18 protein-coding genes are annotated in these 18,057 nt (G+C 73.2%); 7 read left to right on the forward strand and 11 right to left on the reverse strand.

Annotated elements, in window-relative coordinates; all coding sequences use genetic code 11:
• Positions 1-3: 3 nt before the first annotated feature.
• From paaE to ACWEMJ_RS00220, 6 genes are all read right to left on the reverse strand, one after another.
• Positions 4-1,071, reverse strand: a complete 1,068-nt coding sequence (gene paaE / locus ACWEMJ_RS00195; protein ID WP_452134635.1) for a 1,2-phenylacetyl-CoA epoxidase subunit PaaE — start codon at positions 1,069-1,071, stop codon at positions 4-6.
• Positions 1,071-1,553, reverse strand: a complete 483-nt coding sequence (gene paaD / locus ACWEMJ_RS00200; protein ID WP_452134636.1) for a 1,2-phenylacetyl-CoA epoxidase subunit PaaD — start codon at positions 1,551-1,553, stop codon at positions 1,071-1,073. Before paaD ends, paaE begins: the two co-directional genes overlap by 1 nt.
• On the reverse strand, positions 1,547-2,428 hold the full coding sequence (gene paaC / locus ACWEMJ_RS00205) for a 1,2-phenylacetyl-CoA epoxidase subunit PaaC (RefSeq protein ID WP_452134637.1): 882 nt from the start codon (positions 2,426-2,428) through the stop codon (positions 1,547-1,549). The genes paaD and paaC overlap by 7 nt, the downstream gene beginning before the upstream one ends.
• A gap of 32 nt (positions 2,429-2,460) precedes the next feature.
• Entirely contained in the window at positions 2,461-2,754 is a 294-nt protein-coding gene (paaB, locus tag ACWEMJ_RS00210; protein WP_452134638.1) for a 1,2-phenylacetyl-CoA epoxidase subunit PaaB, read from the reverse strand.
• On the reverse strand, positions 2,751-3,734 hold the full coding sequence (gene paaA / locus ACWEMJ_RS00215) for a 1,2-phenylacetyl-CoA epoxidase subunit PaaA (protein ID WP_452134639.1): 984 nt from the start codon (positions 3,732-3,734) through the stop codon (positions 2,751-2,753). Before paaA ends, paaB begins: the two co-directional genes overlap by 4 nt.
• 211 nt (positions 3,735-3,945) lie before the next feature.
• Positions 3,946-5,205, reverse strand: a complete 1,260-nt coding sequence (locus ACWEMJ_RS00220; protein WP_452134640.1) for a M20 family metallopeptidase — start codon at positions 5,203-5,205, stop codon at positions 3,946-3,948.
• Positions 5,206-5,716: 511 nt separating this feature from the next.
• On the opposite strand from ACWEMJ_RS00220, the gene ACWEMJ_RS00225 reads away from it, so the two are divergent.
• The gene (locus tag ACWEMJ_RS00225) at positions 5,717-6,613 is read left to right on the forward strand and encodes an ADP-ribosylglycohydrolase family protein (protein WP_452134641.1); all 897 of its coding nucleotides are present in this window, start codon (positions 5,717-5,719) and stop codon (positions 6,611-6,613) included.
• An 87-nt stretch (positions 6,614-6,700) separates the two neighbouring features.
• Here ACWEMJ_RS00225 and ACWEMJ_RS00230 read toward each other — a convergent pair whose 3' ends face one another.
• The 5 genes from ACWEMJ_RS00230 to ACWEMJ_RS00250 form a co-directional block, all read right to left on the reverse strand.
• Positions 6,701-6,967 carry a GlsB/YeaQ/YmgE family stress response membrane protein gene (locus ACWEMJ_RS00230; protein WP_452134642.1) on the reverse strand — a complete coding sequence of 89 codons (267 nt, stop codon included), beginning with the start codon at positions 6,965-6,967 and terminating at the stop codon, positions 6,701-6,703.
• 85 nt (positions 6,968-7,052) lie between these two features.
• Positions 7,053-7,988: a terpene synthase family protein gene (locus ACWEMJ_RS00235; RefSeq protein ID WP_452134643.1), complete on the reverse strand. Its 936-nt coding sequence runs from the start codon at positions 7,986-7,988 to the stop codon at positions 7,053-7,055.
• A 166-nt stretch (positions 7,989-8,154) separates the two neighbouring features.
• Complete coding sequence (locus tag ACWEMJ_RS00240) at positions 8,155-8,412, reverse strand: hypothetical protein (RefSeq protein WP_452134644.1); 258 nt, start codon at positions 8,410-8,412, stop codon at positions 8,155-8,157.
• On the reverse strand, positions 8,409-8,939 hold the full coding sequence (locus ACWEMJ_RS00245; protein WP_452134645.1) for an RNA polymerase sigma factor: 531 nt from the start codon (positions 8,937-8,939) through the stop codon (positions 8,409-8,411). The genes ACWEMJ_RS00240 and ACWEMJ_RS00245 overlap by 4 nt, the downstream gene beginning before the upstream one ends.
• Positions 8,940-9,134: 195 nt before the next feature.
• The gene (locus tag ACWEMJ_RS00250; protein ID WP_452134646.1) at positions 9,135-9,503 is read right to left on the reverse strand and encodes a VOC family protein; all 369 of its coding nucleotides are present in this window, start codon (positions 9,501-9,503) and stop codon (positions 9,135-9,137) included.
• Between the two features lie 174 nt (positions 9,504-9,677).
• On the opposite strand from ACWEMJ_RS00250, the gene ACWEMJ_RS00255 reads away from it, so the two are divergent.
• The 6 genes from ACWEMJ_RS00255 (at position 9,678) to ACWEMJ_RS00280 (ending at position 18,036) form a co-directional block, all read left to right on the forward strand.
• Complete coding sequence (locus ACWEMJ_RS00255) at positions 9,678-12,581, forward strand: DUF6923 family protein (protein ID WP_452134647.1); 2,904 nt, start codon at positions 9,678-9,680, stop codon at positions 12,579-12,581.
• Between the two features lie 80 nt (positions 12,582-12,661).
• Positions 12,662-13,084, forward strand: a complete 423-nt coding sequence (locus tag ACWEMJ_RS00260) for a DUF4440 domain-containing protein (protein WP_452134648.1) — start codon at positions 12,662-12,664, stop codon at positions 13,082-13,084.
• Between the two features lie 236 nt (positions 13,085-13,320).
• Positions 13,321-14,487 carry a serine hydrolase domain-containing protein gene (locus ACWEMJ_RS00265; RefSeq protein WP_452134649.1) on the forward strand — a complete coding sequence of 389 codons (1,167 nt, stop codon included), beginning with the start codon at positions 13,321-13,323 and terminating at the stop codon, positions 14,485-14,487.
• Between the two features lie 74 nt (positions 14,488-14,561).
• Complete coding sequence (locus ACWEMJ_RS00270) at positions 14,562-15,713, forward strand: serine hydrolase domain-containing protein (RefSeq protein ID WP_452134650.1); 1,152 nt, start codon at positions 14,562-14,564, stop codon at positions 15,711-15,713.
• Positions 15,714-15,880: 167 nt separating this feature from the next.
• Positions 15,881-16,594: a response regulator transcription factor gene (locus ACWEMJ_RS00275; protein ID WP_452134651.1), complete on the forward strand. Its 714-nt coding sequence runs from the start codon at positions 15,881-15,883 to the stop codon at positions 16,592-16,594.
• On the forward strand, positions 16,591-18,036 hold the full coding sequence (locus tag ACWEMJ_RS00280) for a sensor histidine kinase (protein WP_452134652.1): 1,446 nt from the start codon (positions 16,591-16,593) through the stop codon (positions 18,034-18,036). The genes ACWEMJ_RS00275 and ACWEMJ_RS00280 overlap by 4 nt, the downstream gene beginning before the upstream one ends.
• Positions 18,037-18,057 lie beyond the last annotated feature (21 nt).

Genomic DNA, 18,057 nt, shown 5'->3' on the forward strand with positions numbered 1-18,057 from the left:
GCGTTACCGGTCGTAGTCGACGGTGACCTGGTCGGAGACCGGGCGGGCCTGGCAGGTGAGGACGTACCCGGCGGCGAGTTCGGACTCCTCCAGCGCGAAGTTGCGGCGCATCTCCACCTTGCCCTCGCACAAAAGCGCCCGGCAGGTGCCGCAGACGCCGCCCTTGCAGGCGAACGGCAGGTCGGGGCGGGCGCGTTGGGCGCCGTCCAGGATGGAGCGGTCGCGCGGCAGGGCTAGGGTGCTGGAGCGCCCGTCGAGCACCAGGGTGACCTCGCTGGCGGCCGCGTCGGGGACGGGTTCCGGGTGTCGTTCCTCGGCGCGCTCGTCCTCGGCGTGGAACAGCTCCTGGTGCACCCGCGCGGCGGGGACGCCGAGTTCGGCCAGCAGCTCCTTCGTGCCGGCCACCATGCCGAACGGTCCGCACAGCCACCAGTGGTCGACCGCGGGGACGTCCACCAGGGCTTCCAGCAGCGCCTTGACCCGGTCGGGGTCGAGCCGGCCGCTGAGCAGCTCGGCGTCCCGGCTCTCCCGGGACAGCACGTGCACCAGCTGGAACCGGCCCAGGTGGCGGTCCTTCAGGTCGGCCAGCTCGTCGGCGAACATCACCGTGTCGCTGCGCCGGTTGCCGTACAGCAGGGTGACCCGCGAGTCGGGGTGGCCGGCCAGCACGGAGGCGGCGATGGACAGCATCGGGGTGATGCCGGAGCCCGCCGCGATCAGCACGTGCTCGCCGGGCTCGGCCGGGTCGGCGGTGAACATGCCGCTGGGCGGCAGGACTTCGACCGTCTCGCCCGGTTCGGCCTCGCCGACCAGCCAGTGCGAGAAGAGTCCGCCGGGCACCTCGCGGACGGCGATCCGCAGCGGCCCGCCGACCGGCGAGCACAGCGAGTACGAGCGGCGCTCGTCCACGCCGTCGACGATCCGGCGCAGGGTCAGCGTCTGCCCGGGCTTGAAGGCGAACTCCTCGGCCAGCGCGGGCGGCACGTCGAAGGTCACGGCGACGGCGTCCTCGCAGAGCCGTTCCAGGGTGCCGATCGGCAGCGGGTGGAACCGCGGGCGGCGGGCGGCCATCAGATCTCCTTGATCCGGTCGAAGGGTTCGCGGCAACTGCGGCACCGCCACAGCGACTTGCAGGCGGTGGAGCCGAACCGGGACAGTTCCTCGGTGTCGGTGGAGCCGCACTGCGGGCAGGGCACGGCCAGCCGGGTCGGGCCGAGCGCCAGCAGGCCCCCGGGGGTCGGCGGGGCGATGCCGGCCTCGGCAAGCTTGCGGCGGCCCTCCGCGCTGATCCGGTCGCTGGACCAGGGCGGGTCGATCCGCAGCCGCACCTCGACCTGCCCGAAGCCGGCCGCGCGCAGCCGCCGGGCCACGTCGCCGGCCATCTCGGCGACCGCCGGGCAGCCCGAGTAGGTGGGCGTCAGCCAGGCGGTGACCATCCCGTCGTGCTCCTCGACGTCGGCCAGCACGCCCAGGTCGGCCAGGGTGAGCATGGGCAGTTCGGGGTCGGGCACGGCGGCCGCGACCTCCCTGGCCCGCTCGACGGTGCTCACCACGTCGCCCCCGGGTGCGCCCTGGCCACCACCTGGAGCTCCGCCAGCAGCGGGCCCAGCGCCTCGGTGTGCACGCCATGCCGCCCGGCCCGCCCGTTCACGTACGCCCGCGGCGCGGCCTCCGGCACGCTCAGCGTGGCCTGCTCCAACACCCGTGCCAGGCTTGCCAGTACGGGTTCGCGCAGCTCCGACGGGTCGACGCCGACGGCGGATTCGACCGGGTGCGGGGTGAACAGCTCGTCCAGCCACGGCCACAGCGAGTCCAGCGCCGCCCGCATCCGCTCCCGCGAGGTGTCGGTGCCGTCGCCGAGCCGCACCACCCAGGACTGCGCGTACTCCCGGTGGTACGCCAACTCCTTGACGCCGAGCGCCGCGACGGCCGCCAGCACCGGGTCCGCATGCTCGGCCAGCCGCCGGTACAGCTCCTCGCGGGCGGTGGCGAACATCAGCAGCCGGGCCACGCACTGCGCGAAGTCGCCGTTCTCCAGCTCCGCCAGGCGCACGTTGCGGTACTCGAAGTCCTCCCGCCAGTAGGCGAGTTCGTCCTCGCTGCGGCCGGTGCCGTCCAACTGCCCGGCCCGGGTGAGCAGTCGGCGGGCCTGCCCGAGCAGGTCGAGGCCGAGGTTGGCGAGCGCGACCTCCTCCTCCAACTCCGGTGCCCGGGTGATCCATTGGATCAGCCGCTGGGACAGCACCAGCGCGTCGTCGCCCAGCATCAGGCAGTACTCCGCGAGCGCGGCCGCGTCGATGCCGGCCGGCGGCGCGGCGTCCACGCCCAGCAGCGGATCGGCGAACCCCGTGCCGTAGGCCCAGCGGGCCTCGCCGTCCGGCTCGCCCGCGGCGTCGGCCAGCGAGAGGTACACGTGGTCGTCGGTCATGTCGCCTTCCCTGCCATGAGATTGACGGTGCGTCAGATGTGCGGAACGTCCTCGGGGATCGGATAGAACGTCGGGTGCCGGTACACCTTGTCCCCGCTCGGCGCGAAGAACGGGTCCTGCTCGTCCGGGCTGGACGCGGTGATCGCGTCCGAGCGGACCACCCACAGGCTCACCCCCTCGTTGCGCCGGGTGTACAGGTCCCGCGCCGCCAGCAGCGCCATCGTGTCGTCCGCCGCGTGCAGCGACCCCACGTGCACGTGGTTCAGCCCCCGCCGGGGCCGCACGAACACCTCGTACAGCGGCCAGGACGCCCGCTCACCGCTCATTGGGAACTCCCCTTCCGCTGCCCGTGCTTGGCCGCGTACGCCGACGCCGCCTCCCGCACCCAGGCGCCGTCCTCGTGGGCGGCGCGCCGCCGCTCGATCCGCTGCGCGTTGCACGGACCCTGGCCCTTGATCACCTGCATCAGCTCCGACCAGTCCGGCTCGCCGAAGTCCCAGCTGCCGCGCTCCTCGTTCCACGCGAGCGCCGGGTCGGGCAGCGTCACGCCGAGGATCTCGGCCTGCGGGACGGTCATGTCGACGAAGCGCTGGCGCAGCTCGTCGTTGCTGTGGCGCTTGATCCGCCACGCCATCGACCGCTCGCTGTTCGGCGACGCCCCGTCCGGCGGCCCGAACATCATCAGCGACGGCCACCACCAGCGGTCCACCGCGTCCTGCACCATCCGCCGCTGGGCGTCGGTGCCGGCCATCAGCGTCATCAGCAGCTCGTAGCCCTGCCGCTGATGGAAGGACTCCTCCTTGCAGATCCGCACCATCGCCCGCGCGTACGGCCCGTAGCTGCAGCGGCACAGCGGCACCTGGTTGCAGATCGCCGCGCCGTCCACCAGCCAGCCGATCACGCCGACGTCGGCGAACGTCAGCGTCGGGTAGTTGAAGATCGACGAGTACTTCTGCCGCCCGTCGATCAGCTTCTCGGTCAGCTCGGCCCGGTCCACACCGAGCGTCTCCGCCGCCGCGTACAGGTACAGCCCGTGCCCGGCCTCGTCCTGCGCCTTCGCCAGCAGGATCGCCTTGCGCCGCAGCGACGGCGCGCGGGTCAGCCAGTTGCCCTCCGGCTGCATCCCGATGATCTCCGAGTGGGCATGCTGTGCGATCTGCCGCACCAGCGTCGCCCGGTACGCCTCCGGCATCCAGTCCCGGGGCTCCACCCGCTGCTCACTGGCGACCACCGCCTCGAACCGCGACTGCGCTTCCGCGCTCGCCTCCACCACCCACCTCCCGACTGACCGTTCGGTCGGTTCCATTCTGTACACAGGAGCGCGACCCTGACAAGGCAGGAACGAGGGGCGCGAGAACCTGGCGGGTGCGAAAACAGGGGCGCGGGGAACTGCGCGAAGCGGAAGGCACCCCACCGCAAAGATCGCGACGCAGGACAATGACTTGCTCGTGATCGCGACCTTGCGGACGTGGTCTGCGCTTGTCGCGCATCCACGCGCCCCTGTCTTCGCACCCTCTTCACCTGAGCCGGGGCAGCGGGACCGCCAGCAGGGCTGCCAGCAGGGCGATGCGCGGGCCCAGCTGGTCGACCCGGACGTGCTCGTGCCGCGCGTGCGGGCCCGCGCCGACCGCGCCCAGGCCGTCGAGGGTCGGCAGCCCCCTCGCGCCGGCGAGGTTGGTGTCCCCCGCTCCGCCGGCCGGTGCGCCGTCGAGGTGGTGGCCGAGGGCCGCGGCGAGTGAGCGGACGTGGCGCAGCAGGGGGTTCGCGGTGCGTTCGGGCCAGGCGGGCCGGGAGGAGAGGACTTCGGTGCGGACGTTCGCGCCGGGCCGGTTCGCGGTCAGGTGGGCGAGCGTGTCGAGGGTGCGGCGCTGGGCTTCGGTGGTGGAGAAGCGCAGCCCGATCTCGGCCTGGGCGCGGCCGGCGACGACGTTGGCGCGGGTGCCGCCGTCGATGCGTCCGGCGTTGAGTTCGGTGCCGGGTTGCCGGTTGAGGCCGCGCAGGGCGATGAGCTGGTCGACGAGTTCGTCGATCGCGGAGACGCCGTTCGCGGCGTCGTTGCCGGCGTGTGCTTCGCGTCCGGTGACGCTGAGGCGGACTCGGGCGGAGCCGCGGCGGGCGGTCTTCAGGCGGCCGTCGGGGTGGGCGGGTTCGAGCCCGAGGACGGCGGCGGCGCCGCGCAGGTGCTGTTCGACGAGGCGGCGGCCGTCGGGGCTGCCGACCTCCTCGTCGGAGACCACGATCAGCCGCACGGGTCGGTGCGGGCGCTGGCCGAGGTCGGCGAGGAGGGCGAACGCGCCTTCCAGCAGGGCGAGTCCGCCCTTCATGTCGAGGATGCCGGGGCCGGTGAGGCGCCCGTCCTGTTCCTCGACGGGCCAGTCGGCGAGGGTGCCGGCGGGCCAGACGGTGTCGTGGTGGCCGACGACCAGCAGGTGCGGGAGTTCTTCGTGCCGGCCGGGCCAGTTGAGGACCAGGTGGTCGCCGTGGTCGCAGGGTTCGCGGGTGGCGGTGGCGCCGGTGGCGGTGTATCCGGCGGCGAGTTCTTCGGCGAGGGTGTTCAGCCGGGGCGCGTCGCCGGACGGGGTTTCGATCCGGGCGAGGTCCGCGCAGCGTCTGCGGACGGCGGCGGTGAGGGTGCGGGCTCTGCTGCTCAGGGTGTGGGGCAGGCCCGGGAGGGCGGCGGTGGCCGAGGCCGGTGCGGCGGTGGGCAGTTCTTCGTCGGCCGGGGATCCGGACGGTGCGGCGGGTTGTGGCTCGGGGGCCACGGTATGGGCGGTCACCGTTCACCCCCGGTGGGGCGCGTGGCACTGGGAGGTATGGCCGGGGCGGGTGTCGCGGGGATGTGTTGCGGTTCCGGGCCGGTCCGTGGTGTCCGGTGCGATGTGGGGCTGGGCAGCACTGTGTCCTCCTCGCTCGGTCCGTGACCCCGGCTCGGCCCGGGGTCCGGGGACATCGGTTCCTGTTCCTCGGTGCGGACGGGCGACCGTGGCAGGGACCGGGAAGCGAGCCTAGAAGATTCGTTCAGCTCCCTGCGAGGTGGCCTCCGCATGCGAACTCGCCGTCCGAGCGGCGCCGAGCGGCCGGAAGGCGGCCGCGGCCCGGGTCCGGCGCGACGAGCGGGACGCGATCTGCACTGTGCGTCCCGCTCTCACCTTGAACCCGCGAGGGCGAATCGGCAGCACGAATCGCCCACGATCGAGCGAACCCCGCCCGACGGGCGACCCCGAAATCGGCTCGACGCGCACCTTCCCGGCTGGCCAGAATCGGCAGCACCGTCCCCGAGGAGTGATCGTGTTCCCCGTCCCGCCGCCCGTCCTCGACAGCCTGCGCGGGCTCGCCCTGGGCGATGCCTTCGGCGACCGCTGGTTCCATCCGCCGGTGGACGAGGCGTCGGCGGAGGTCGCGAGCCGGCTGGTGCGTCCGGGGCCGTGGCACTGGACGGACGACACCGCGATGGCGCTGGTCCTGGTCCGGCATCTGCGCGCGCACGGCGAGGTCCGACCGGCCACGCTGGCACGGGAGTTCGCGGCGGAGTACGCGGCGGTGCCGCACCGCAAGTACGGGCCGTCGATGCATCAGGTGCTGCGCGCGGTGCACGCGGGCGAGGACCATCTCGCCGTCACCGGCGCGCTGTTCGGCGGGCAGGGCTCGCACGGGAACGGCGCGGCGATGCGGGTCGCGCCGCTGGGCGTGTGGTTCGCGGCGGATCTCGCGGTGGTCGCCGAGCAGGCCGAGCGTTCCGCCCGGGCCACCCATGCGCATCCGGAGGCCGCGGCGGGGGCGCGGGCGGTGGCCCTGGCGGCGGCGCTGGCGTTCCGCTCGCGCGACGAACCCGCCGCTGCCCGGGGGGAGTTCCTGTCGGAGGTGGCCGGGTCGCTGCCCGAGTCGGAGGTGCGCTCCGGGCTGCGGATCGCCGCGCGGCTCCCGGCGGGGACGAGTGTCCGGCACGCCGCGGTGGTGCTCGGCTCCGGCCGTCTGGTCTCGGCGCAGGACACCGTCCCGTTCGCGCTGTGGTCGGCCGCCGGGCACCTGGACGACCTGGTCGAGGCGCTCTGGCACACCGTCGCCGGCTGGGGCGACATGGACACCACCTGTGCGATCGCCGGCGGCGTGGTCGCCGCCCGCACCGGTCCGGCGGGCGTCCCGGCCGCCTGGTCCGCCGCGCAGGAGCCGCTGCCGGAGCTCTGACGGAGCCCTGACGGCTCTGACGAGCGCGCGACGTACCGGCGCCCCGGCCGAACTGCTCGGCCGGGGCGCTGGGTTGACAGGGGGAGGTCAGTCGCGGGACTTGCCGAAGATCAGGCGGTAGGCGATCAGCAGGACCAGGGCTCCGGCGATCGCGGAGATCCATGTCGGCAGGTCGAAGAAGTGCACGTTGACCGACCTGTGCAGGATCTTCGAGGAGAGCCACCCGCCGATGAACGAGCCGGCGATGCCGATCAGGGTGGTGATGATGATGCCGCCCGGGTCCTTGCCCGGCAGCAGCAGCTTGGCGATGGCTCCGGCGAGGAGCCCGAGGATGATCCAACTGACGATACCCATGCCGTCCTCCTGCCCTGTGCCACGAGGGCCAATCCCGTCGTGTTCCTCGTCGACAGGGACGCCCGCCGCCACCCGCGCGGTTCCGTCAGCCCGTGTGCGGGCGGCCCGGCGCGGTCGCCGCCCAGTGCGTCAGGGCGTGCACGTGGCGCACCAAGGCCTGGGCGTGGCAGCGGACTCGGGTGGGCCAGTGGGAGCCGCGGGCGATGCCGTCGGCGAGGAACTCCAGTGTGGTGAGTTCGGCGGCGCACAGCTCGGCGACCTTCGCGGCGGCGGCGTGCGGGGGCAGTCCGCGGTGGACCTCCAGGGCGCGCGGCAGGTTGCGGCCGGCGGCCGGACCGGTGGCGCCGAGGTCGCCGATCCAGCCGACCAGGTGCCGGAAACGCGCCAGCAGGTCGGCGAGTTGGGGGTGGCGGTGCAGGTGGTCGGGCAGGTCGAGGCCGTGGGCGAGCTCCACCCAGCCGGCCGCGCAGCGCGCCGCGCCGTCGCGTCCGCCGTGGGTCAGGTACTGCGGGACGGTCGGGGTGGCGCCGGAGGTGTCCAGCCGGTCGAGCGAACTGTCCAGGTGGGAGCGGAAGTCGGCGGCGCAGCGGGCCTGCCAGTCGGGTCCGGCCAGGGTGGCGCTGTCGCGCCGCAGTTCCTCGAAGGCCCGCACCAGCGGCGGTTGCGCGCCGTCGGGTGCGGTCCGCGCGGCCGGGACGGAGCCGGGGGCGGTCAGTGCGTGCAGGGCGGCGACGGTCGGCCGGGCGGTGTCGCCGGGCCGGTCGAGGTGCTCGTCGAGGAGCCGGGTCAGCACCAGCCACTTGGCGGCGGCCCGCAGTCCGGGCCCGGCGGGGACGTCGCCCCAGCTGCGGGCGGCGAGTTCCAGGCAGTTGTCGGCGGAGGCGGTGTCCGGGATGCCGGTGCCGGCCAGCCAGTGGGTGATCTCGGAGCGCAGCGCCTCGTGGTGCGGGTGCGGCGCCGGGACGGGTGTCCGGGCGAGCAGGGCGGCGAGCGGGCCGGTGCTGGTGGCTGGGCTCGTCATGGCTGGCTCCTCCGCCGTTCGGGGGCGATCGACCTGACGAAGTCTGGCCGACGGCCGGTGGCGGGGGGCGGAGAACCGGCGGCCGTTCCCCCGCCCGGCCGATCCGCCCCGATCGTCCGATCATGGGCCCGGCCCCACCTGTCCGAGGGGCCGGGCCCGGCCCGCCTCAGGCCCTCCTGAGGGTGCACCGGCCGTCGTGGCACTCCCGTTGCAGCTTCCCCCGGGAGAGCGTCTGGGCGAGGCCGATCGCCCAGCACATCGGGCAGCCGCGCAGCGCGACCAGCCCGAGCGGCGCCAGCAGCAGGGAGAGCGGTCCGGTCAGCGGCATCAGCGCGAACGCGGCGACCAGGCCGCCGAACCCGAGCGCGCCGCGCACCAGGTGCCGGGTCAGCGTGGCGCTCGCGAAGTCGCCCTGCCCCTTCACCGCGGCCCCCCGAGTTCCGCCCGGACGGCCGCCCGGGCGCGGTGCAGCCGGGACTTCATCGCGGCGGTGCTCAGTCCGAGCGCCTCCGCGACCGCCCGGCCGCCGAGCCCCTGCAGGTCGCGCATGATCAGCACCCGCCGCTGGTCGGCGGGCAGGGCGGCGATCGCCGCCGCGACCCGCTCGGCGTCCAGCCGCCGCAGCGCCTCCTGCTCGGCGGAGTCCGCCGACCCGAGCGGCTCCCGGGGCACAGCGGGCACGGTGCGGACCCGCCGCAGGCATTCGTTGCGGACGATCCGGAACAGCCAGGAGGCGAGCGCGCCGGTGGCCCGCAGCATGCCGATCCGCCGGTACAGGATGATCAGCGCCTCCTGCGCGGCGTCCTCCGCGTCCTCCGGGCTGGCGCACAGCGAGTGCGCGAACCTGCGCACCTTCGGATGGGCGCCCGCCACCAGCACGTCGATCGAGCCCGGGTCGCCGCAGCGCGCCGCCTCGATCACCTCGACGGGAGGCCAGGCCGTCTCAACCACGCTTGCCCCGCCTCGACTTGAGCACGAACGCGCAGGTGCAGATCAGTACCGCGCCGGCACCGATGGCAATGGCCACCACCATGGGATTCCTCCGAGCTGTCGCCACCGGCGGCCGTCCGCCGGTGTGTGCTCGTAAGAGGGGGCTGCGGCCGAAAAGGATTCGGCCCGGCGCCGGGAGACGTCGGCCCGCTCGGCTCAGGCCGCGCGCTCCGCCTGGCTGCGCTCCACGCAGAACTCGTTGCCCTCGATGTCGGCCAGCACCGCCCAGCCCGTGCCGTCCGCGTTGCGCCGGTCGTCGACCAGGACGGCACCGAGGCCGAGCAGCCGGGTGACCTCCTCGTCCCGCGTCCGGTCCTGCGGCTGGAGGTCGAAGTGCAGCCGGTTCTTGCCGGCCTTGGCGTCCGGCACCGCGACGAACAGCAGGCCCGCGCCCTCGATCAGGGCCTGCGGGTCACCGGGGAAGTCCTCCGCGTGCAGCGGCTGTTCCAGCACCTGGGACCAGAAGGATCCGAGCGCGTAGGCGTCGAGGCAGTCGATGGTCACGTGGCGAATCACAGAGCTCATGGCGCGGATTGTCGCGTGCACTCGTTCGGCCCCGCAACGAGTTTTCGCACTCGCTGAAATACCCTCATTCGGACGCTTTGTCCGTTTATCTGATGTTTTGTCATCTTACGCTCCCTTTATTCCCTGAACTGTGAACGGAGGGCGGCCGCGATGGCACGTCGATGGTGGGTCGGTTTGATCATTGCGGGTCTGGGGGCCGTCTCTCTCCCGCTGCTGGGACCGCCCCAGCCCGCCGCCGCGGCCGCGGGAGACCCGTTCCCCGTCGGCCCCGGCCTGGTGTTCGTCGCCCAGGGCCCGGCCCGCGGCGAGCCCACCACCCTGTACGAGGCGGTGCAGGGCCCCGGCCAGATCACCTTCGTCAAACAGGGCACCGCCGCGTTCGGCTACAACGCGATGGGCTTCCACCTGAGCGACCAGTACCTGTACGCCGTCAACGACAACGGCGGGCTGGTCCGGGTCGGCCAGGGCGGTGTCGGCATCAACTACGGCCAGGTCGGCCTGCCGTCCTCCGCCACCAACTACAACCAGGGCACCTTCGGCCAGGGCGCGACCGCCGACCTGCTGTACGTCCGCCTGGCCAACAGCAACGACGACCTGTACGCGATCAACGTGGTCAGCCGCACCACCACCCACATCGCGCTGTCCGCCAACGTGCCGAACATCTCGGACTTCGTCTGGACGCAGGGCTACATCTGGGGCGTGTACGGCGAGGGCGGCCGGATCTACCGGATCGACCCGAACAACGGCAACGTCGTCTCGTTCCCCGCGCCCAAGCTGCCCGCCAACCCGTACGGCGCCCAGTGGGTGTACGGCAACAGCAACATCGGCATCTCGAACAACGTCACCGGCACCGTCTACCAGCTCCAGCTGGTGGACCCCACCTCGGCCAGCCCCTCCGCGATCCTGATCTCCTCCACCAGGGGCCCGCAGAACTCCCAGAACGACGGCGCGTCCTACCCCGGCCAGCCCGTCGACCTGTCGCTCGCCAAGTCCGGGCCTGCCACCTGGAGCCCCGGCCAGGCGATCGACTACACCCTCACCGTGACCAACGAGGGGCCGGGCAACTCCTCCGGCTACGTCATCAACGACGTCCTCCCCGACACCCTGCTCAACCCGACCACCAGCACGCCCGGCTGCGAGATCACCGTCGACGACGGCGGCCACAACGTCCTGCAGTGCGCGGGCGCCCCGCTCGGCACCGGCGACAGCGCCTCGGTCACGGTGTCCGGCACCGCGCCCGCCGTGGCCGGCACCGACTGCGTCGCCGACGGGATCACCAACACCGCGACGGTCATCGGCAACGAGCAGGACCCGGACCTCACCAACAACACCGCGACCTCCACGGCCTGCCCGGCCGGCACGCCCGCGCCGTCGTTCACCATCTCCAAGACCGCCTCGGTCCAGGCCCCGAACTTCGCCGGTCCCGGAGACCGGGTGACGTACACGGTCACCGTCACCAACACCGGGACGATCGACTACACGGCCGCCGACCCGGCGTCCTTCACCGACAACCTGGCCGACGTCCTCGACGACGCGACCCTCGACCCGGCCTCCCTCACCGGCGGCGCCCAGCCCGTCAACGGCAGCGTCACCTGGTCCGGCCCGCTCGCCGCCGGCGCGACCCACACCGTCACCTACGCCGTGGTGGTCAACAACCCGGGCACCGGCGACCACGTCCTGCGCAACGCGGCCGTCCCCGGCGGCACCGGCACCTGCGCGGACACCTGCACCCGGAACACCCCGATCGCCGAGTTCTCGGTGAGCAAGCGCGCCGCACCCGACTCGGTCGCCCCCGGCGACGTCGTGCACTACACGCTGACCGTCACCAACACCGGCGAAGTCGCGTTCGGCAACGGCCCCGACTCCGCCCCGCCCGCGCACGTCACCGACGACCTGACCAACGTCCTCAACCACGCCGCGTACAACAACGACGCCAGCAACGGCGGCACCCTGAGCGGCAACACCCTCGCCTGGAACCTGAGCCTGCCGGTCGGCAGCGCCCTCAACCTCACCTACTCCGTCACCACCAACCCCAACGCCCCCGCGAACGCCGTGCTGACCAACGTCGCCGCCCCCGGCCAGTACGGCCACTGCACCTCCACCGCCGAATGCACCACCAGCACACCCGTCCAGCCGCTCACCCGGTCCTTCACCATCGCCAAGAAGTCCTCCGCGACCTCGGCCGCACCCGGTGACAAGGTCACCTACACCGTGACCGTCACCAACACCGGCCAGGCGGACTTCACCGCCGCCGACCCGGCCACGTTCACCGACGACCTGACGGACGTGTTGGACGACGCCACCTACAACAACGACGCCACCAACGGCGCGACCCTCAACGGCCACACCCTCAGCTGGTCCGGCCCACTGGCCGCCGGAGCGTCGACCACCATCACCTACAGCGTGACGGTCAACAACCCCGACACCGGCAACCGCAAGCTGACCAACCTCGCCGCCCCCGGCCCGAACGGCAGCTGCACCACCGCCGCCGACTGCACCACCACCACGACCGTCCAGGGGTTCACCCTCGCGAAGTCGGTGTCGGCCACGACCACCTCCCCCGGTGACAAGGTCACCTACACCGTCACCGTCACGAACACCGGCACCGTGGACTTCACCGCCGCCGACCCGGCCTCGTTCACCGACGACCTGAGCGACGTACTGGACGACGCGACGTACAACAACGACGCCACCAACGGCGCGACGCTCAGCGGGAAGACTCTCAGCTGGTCCGGCCCGCTGGCCGCCGGGGCGACCACGACCATCACCTACAGCGTGACGGTCGACAACCCCGTGCAGGGCAACGGCAGGCTGCGCAACACCGCGACGCCGGGCGCGTCCGGCAGCTGCCCGAGCACCTGCGCCACCGAGACGACGATCAAGCAGCCGTCCCCCAGCCCGAGTCCGAGCCCGAGTCCCAAGCCCACCAAGCCTGCCAAGCCCGAGCACGACCGCGAGCACGGCCGGCTGCCCGAGACCGGCTCCGACCTGGCTCTTCCGGCCGCGGCCGCAGCGGGATCGCTGCTGCTGCTCGGCGGCGGACTGCTCTGGTGGCGCCGCAAGGGTCACCGCCACTGACCCCGACCGCTGATTGAGCGCCCGGGCGGGCACGTCACCTCGACGGGCCCGCCCGCTGTGCGGTGTGTACTGTTCCGGCCATGTCGCTTCCGCTCCCGAACCCCGAGGCCAAGGCCGAACTCGACCTGCTCACCGCCGAGTTCTTCGCCGCGTTCGACAACCGCGACGGCCGGCCCGCCGACGTCGCCCGCCTGCGCCGCCTGATGCTGCCCGGCGCGATCGTCGTGGTGACGTCGCCGCGCTACCTCACCTACACCCGCGAGGAGTTCATCGCTCCGCGCGAACTCCTGCTCTCCGACGGCCGGTTGACCGAGTTCCACGAGTGGGAGATCAGCGAGCACACCGACATCATGGACACCGTCGCCTGCCGCATCGGCCGCTACGGCAAGGCCGGCCTCCTCAACGGCGAGACCTACGAAGGCACCGGCACCAAGACCTTCCAGTTCGCCCGCACCCCCGACGGCTGGCGCATAGCCGCCTTCTCCTGGCACGACGAGCCGTAGCGACCCCCTCCCGGCGGGCCGTGCATCCCTGGCCGGTGGGCCATTCGCCCACCGGTCAGAAGGGCGGCTCTCCCGCCCGGAGCCCGGGAGCACGGTCCCGTGCCGGGCCCCGTCCCGGAGCCCGTTCCCAGGTGCGGTTTCGTCCTCCGCACGGACGAATTGACGGTCCGTCACATGATCCTCTTGGTGGGACGCCGAGAAGAGCTTCGGCGCCCTACCAAGAGGGGGCCCTTCCCATGAACGAGTACGCACCGCAGCAGCACCGTCCAGGCCGCCACCGCCGTCGCCGGGCCGCGGTCGCGGCGACCGTGACCGCGCTGGCCGCCGCCGTGGTGGCCGGCGTCCTGGTGCCGGGCGCGGCCTCCGCCGCACCGCGCCCCGACGTCGTGCAGCAGCGCCTGGACGCGCTGGTGAAGGACGACAAGGTGCCCGGCGCGCTCGCCACCGTCAAGGACCGCGACGGCCGCACCCGGACGTACACCTCCGGGGTGGGCGACCTGAGCACCAAGGCCAAGGTCCCGGTCGACGGTCAGGTCCGGATCGGCAGCAACACCAAGCCGTTCACCGCCGTCGTCGTGCTGCAACTGGTCGCCGAGGGCAAGGTCGGCCTGGACACGAGCGTGGACACCTACCTGCCCGGCCTGGTACGCGGCGACGGCTTCGACGGCCGGAACATCACCGTCCGCCAGCTGCTCCAGCACACCAGCGGCCTGCCCGAGTACATGAATCCCGCGGGCGTGCTCGCCAACCCGATGCGGTACACCGAGCCGCGCGAACTCCTCGACACCGTGCTGACCCAGAAGGCCCACTTCGCGCCCGGCGCCCAGTGGGAGTACAACAACACCAACTACCTGCTGGCCGGCCTGATCGTCCAGAAGGTCACCGGCCGCCCGCTCGGCGAGGAGATCACCAAGCGGATCATCGACCGGGCCGGCCTGCGCCACACCTACTTCCCCACCGCCGGCGACACCACGATCCGCGAGGCCCACCCCAAGGGCTACATCCGTGCCGAGGACGGAACGCTGCACGACTACACCGAGCTGGATCCGTCCTGGGCCTGGGCCGCCGGCGCGATGATCTCGACCAACACCGACCTCACCCGCTTCTACGACGCCCTCCTGACGGGCCGACTGCTGCCCGCGGAGCAGCTCGCCCAGATGCGCACCACCGTCCCCGCCGACGCGCTCGGCGCCGGAACCCGGTACGGCCTCGGCCTGATCAGCCGTCCGCTCTCCTGCGGCGGGCTCTCCTGGGGCCACGGCGGCGCCATCCCGGGCTACGAGACCTTCGGCGGCACCACCGACGACGGCCGCACCGTGAGCATCGCCGTCACCGGGTTCCCGAACAGCGTCGAGACCACCGAGCACGCGGACCGGGCCGTGGACGCGGTGCTCTGCCGCTGACCGCCCCTCCGGGTGGCCCTCGGCACGGGCCACCCGGCCGCACCGCCCCTCCTCTTCCCACTCGTGGAGTCCCGATGAACGAACACGCCCCGCGGCTCACGGCGCGCCGCATCCGCCTGGTGACGGCCTCGGCCGTCGCCGGACTCGCCCTCACCGCCGTCGCCCCGACCGCGGCCTCCGCCGCACCGCGCCCCGACGTCGTGCAGCAGCGCCTGGACGCGCTGGTGAAGAACGACAAGATGCCCGCCGCCCTCGCCACCGTCAAGGACCGCGACGGCCGCACCCGCACCTACACCGCCGGTGTCGGCGACCTGGCCACCGGCTCCAGAGTCCCGGTCGACGGGCAGATCAGGGCCGGCAGCAACACCAAGACGTTCACCGCCGTCGTCGTCCTGCAACTCGTCGCCGAGGGCAGGGTCGGCCTGGACACGAGCGTGGACACCTACCTGCCCGGCCTGCTGCGCGGCGACGGCATCGACGGCCGAACCATCACCGTCCGCCAACTGCTCCAGCACACCAGCGGCCTGCCCGACTACCTGGACGCCCCCGCGCTGACCGACTTCCGCCCCATCCAGTACCGGTACTTCGAGCCGCGGGAACTCCTCGACGGGGCGCTCGCCCAGAAGGCGCTGTTCGCCCCCGGCACCGACTGGATGTACAGCAACACCAACTACCTGGTGGCGGGCCTGCTGATCCAGAAGGTGACCGGCCGCCCCTACGGCGAGGAAGTCACCGAACGCGTCATCGACCGGATCGGCCTGCGCCACACCTACGTCCCGGCCACCGGGGAGACCGCCCTGCGCGAGGCCCACCCGCACGCCTACCTGACCACCGAGCCGGGCGCGCCGCTCATCGACTACACCGAGATGGACTCGTCGATGGCCTGGGCCTCCGGCGACGTCGTGTCCACCAACACCGACCTCAACACCTTCTTCGGCGCCCTCCTCGCGGGCCGCCTGCTGCCCGCCGCGCAGCTCGCCGAGATGCGCAGCACTGTCCCCGCCGACCTCATCGGACCCGGCGTCCGCTACGGCCTGGGCCTCGAAAGCAAGCCGCTGACCTGCGGCGGCCTCGTCTGGGGCCATGGCGGCACCGCCCCCGCCCACCGCAACCGCGGCGGCGTCACCGAGGACGGCCGCGCCGTCAACATCACCGTCACCACCGTCCCCGACGCCGCCACCACCACCCACCTCACCGACGCCGTCGACGCGGCCCTCTGCCGCTGACCCCTCCGCCCAACCCGGCCTGCGGACCCCACCCACCCGCGGGCCACCACCACCCTCCCCGCGGCCGGCCGCGGGTCCTCTTCTCCCGTCCCCCGCTCGCCGCCGCCTCATCCTCCTGTGCGAAGGTCGGTCCCCTCGCAGGGTGCGGGCGGACGGAGGGGTGTCGGGTGGGCGGGCGGGTGCTGGTGGTGGACGACGATGCCGCGATTCGGCGGAGCCTCTCGCGGGGGCTGCGGCTGAGCGGGTTCACGGTGCTGCTGGCCGAGGACGGGCCGGGGGCGCTCGGGCAGGTGGCGGAGGGGGCGCCGGACGTGGTGGTGCTCGACGTCGGGCTGCCGGGGCTGGCGGGGACGGAGGTGTGCCGGACGTTGCGGGCGCGGGGGGACGACACCCCGGTGCTGATGCTGTCCGCGTTGGACGAACTCGCCGACCGGGTGGCCGGGTTGCAGGCAGGGGCGGACGACTACCTGGTGAAGCCGTTCGCGCTGGAGGAGTTGGTGCTCCGGCTGCACGCCCTGCTGCGGCGCCGTCCGCCCCAGCCCGCCGACCTGCTCCGGGTGGGCCCGTTGCGGATCAACCCGGAGACCCACGCGGCCCACTGGGAGGGTGAGGAACTCCGCCTCACCCGACGGGAGTTCGAGCTGCTCACCCAGTTCGCCCGCAACCCGGGCATCGTGCTCTCCCGCGAGCTGCTGCTGGACCGGGTCTGGGGCTACGACTTCGAGGTGCGCAGCGACGCCGTCGACACCTTCGTCTCCTATCTGCGCCGCAAGCTGGAGGACGCGGGTCGCCGGCCCCGACTGATCCACACCGTGCGCGGCGTCGGCTTCGTCCTGCGCGCCCCGGAGTCCCCCAACTCACCTGACGGTGGCGGCCGGTGAAGCTCTCCACCCGAATTGCGCTCGGCGCCGCCGCCCTGGTGCCGCTGCTGGTGGCAGCGGCCGCCGCGCTGCTGCTGCCGCTCGTCAACACCGACCTGCACCGCCGCCAGGACGCACAACTCAACGACCGGGCGGCCGCGTTGCTGCCCAATGCCCGCGCCCTGCTGACCGCCGACACCAGGGGCCGCCCCAAGGCCGAGCAGAACCAGCAGCGCAAGGTGCTGGACGCCGCCCTGGACGCGGGCGTCCGCGTCGCGGCGGCCGACGGAACCGTCCTCCTCGCCGCCGGGTCGCAGCCGGGGGATCGCCAACTCCCGCAGACCAAAGGCATAGTGACGGTCCGTCAGAACGGTGCGGCCTGGCGCGTCCTGACCGTCGAGCTGAACAGCGGCGCCGCCACCGGCACCCTGTGGGTGTTCTCCCCGGCCGGGGAGCCGGCGGAGGAGCTGCGGGCGGTGCGGCGGCGGGTGCTGCTGGTGGCGCTGGTCTCGGCGCCGCTGTCCGGCCTGATCGCCTTCGCGCTGGCCGAACGCGCCACCCTCCCGCTGCGCCGCCTGGGCCGGCGGGCGGCCGTGCTGGATCCGCGAACGGGCCACGCGGTGTTCGCGCACACCCGCACCGGCACCGCCGAGGTGGACGAACTCTCGGGCGCGATCGCCCTGTTGCTGTCCCGCTACGACGAGCAGGCCACCCGCACCGCGCAGGCCCTGGACACCGCGCGGTCGTTCTCCTCGGCCGCCTCGCACGAGTTGCGCACGCCGCTGATGAGCCTGCGCACCAACCTGGACGTGCTGTCCGCGCACCCGGACCTGCCGGCCGACGAACGCGCCGAAATCCTGGCCGAGTTGCAGCAGGACCACGCCCGCACGGTGGACCTGCTGGGCGCACTGTCGATGCTCGCCCGGGGCGATCTGGTGGAGGTGTCGGCATTCGGCCCGGTGGATCTCGCCGAACTGGTGGACGCCGCCGTCGCGGACGCGCAGCGCCGCCACCCGCAGGCCGCCTTCCGCCTCGAACTCCCGACCGAGGCACGGGTGTTCGGCTGGGACGCGGGGCTGCGCATCCTGCTCGACAACCTGCTGGGCAACGCGGCCGTGCACGGGCGCACCGCCGACCGTCCCGCCGAGGTGGACGTCCGGCTGCGGGTCGAGGGCGACGCAGCGATGCTCACCGTGGACGACCGGGGCCCGGGCATCGCACCCGCCGAGCGCGCCGCCGTCTTCCACCGCTTCCACCGCCGCCCGGACAGCCCGGGCTCCGGCCTCGGCCTCATCCTGGTCGCCCAGCAGACCGCCCTGCACCGGGGTTCCGTCACGGCCGCCACCCGCCCCGACCCGCCGGGCTGCCGCCTGGAGGTCCGGCTCCCGCTGCTCCGCGACCAGGCACCGGCCCGGCAACTCCCGCCGCCGCAGCAGTGGTTGGCCGCCGGTCCGCCCGGATGAAAGGTTTTACCGAACGGTCGA

Source organism: Kitasatospora sp. NPDC004531 (genome assembly GCF_053602195.1).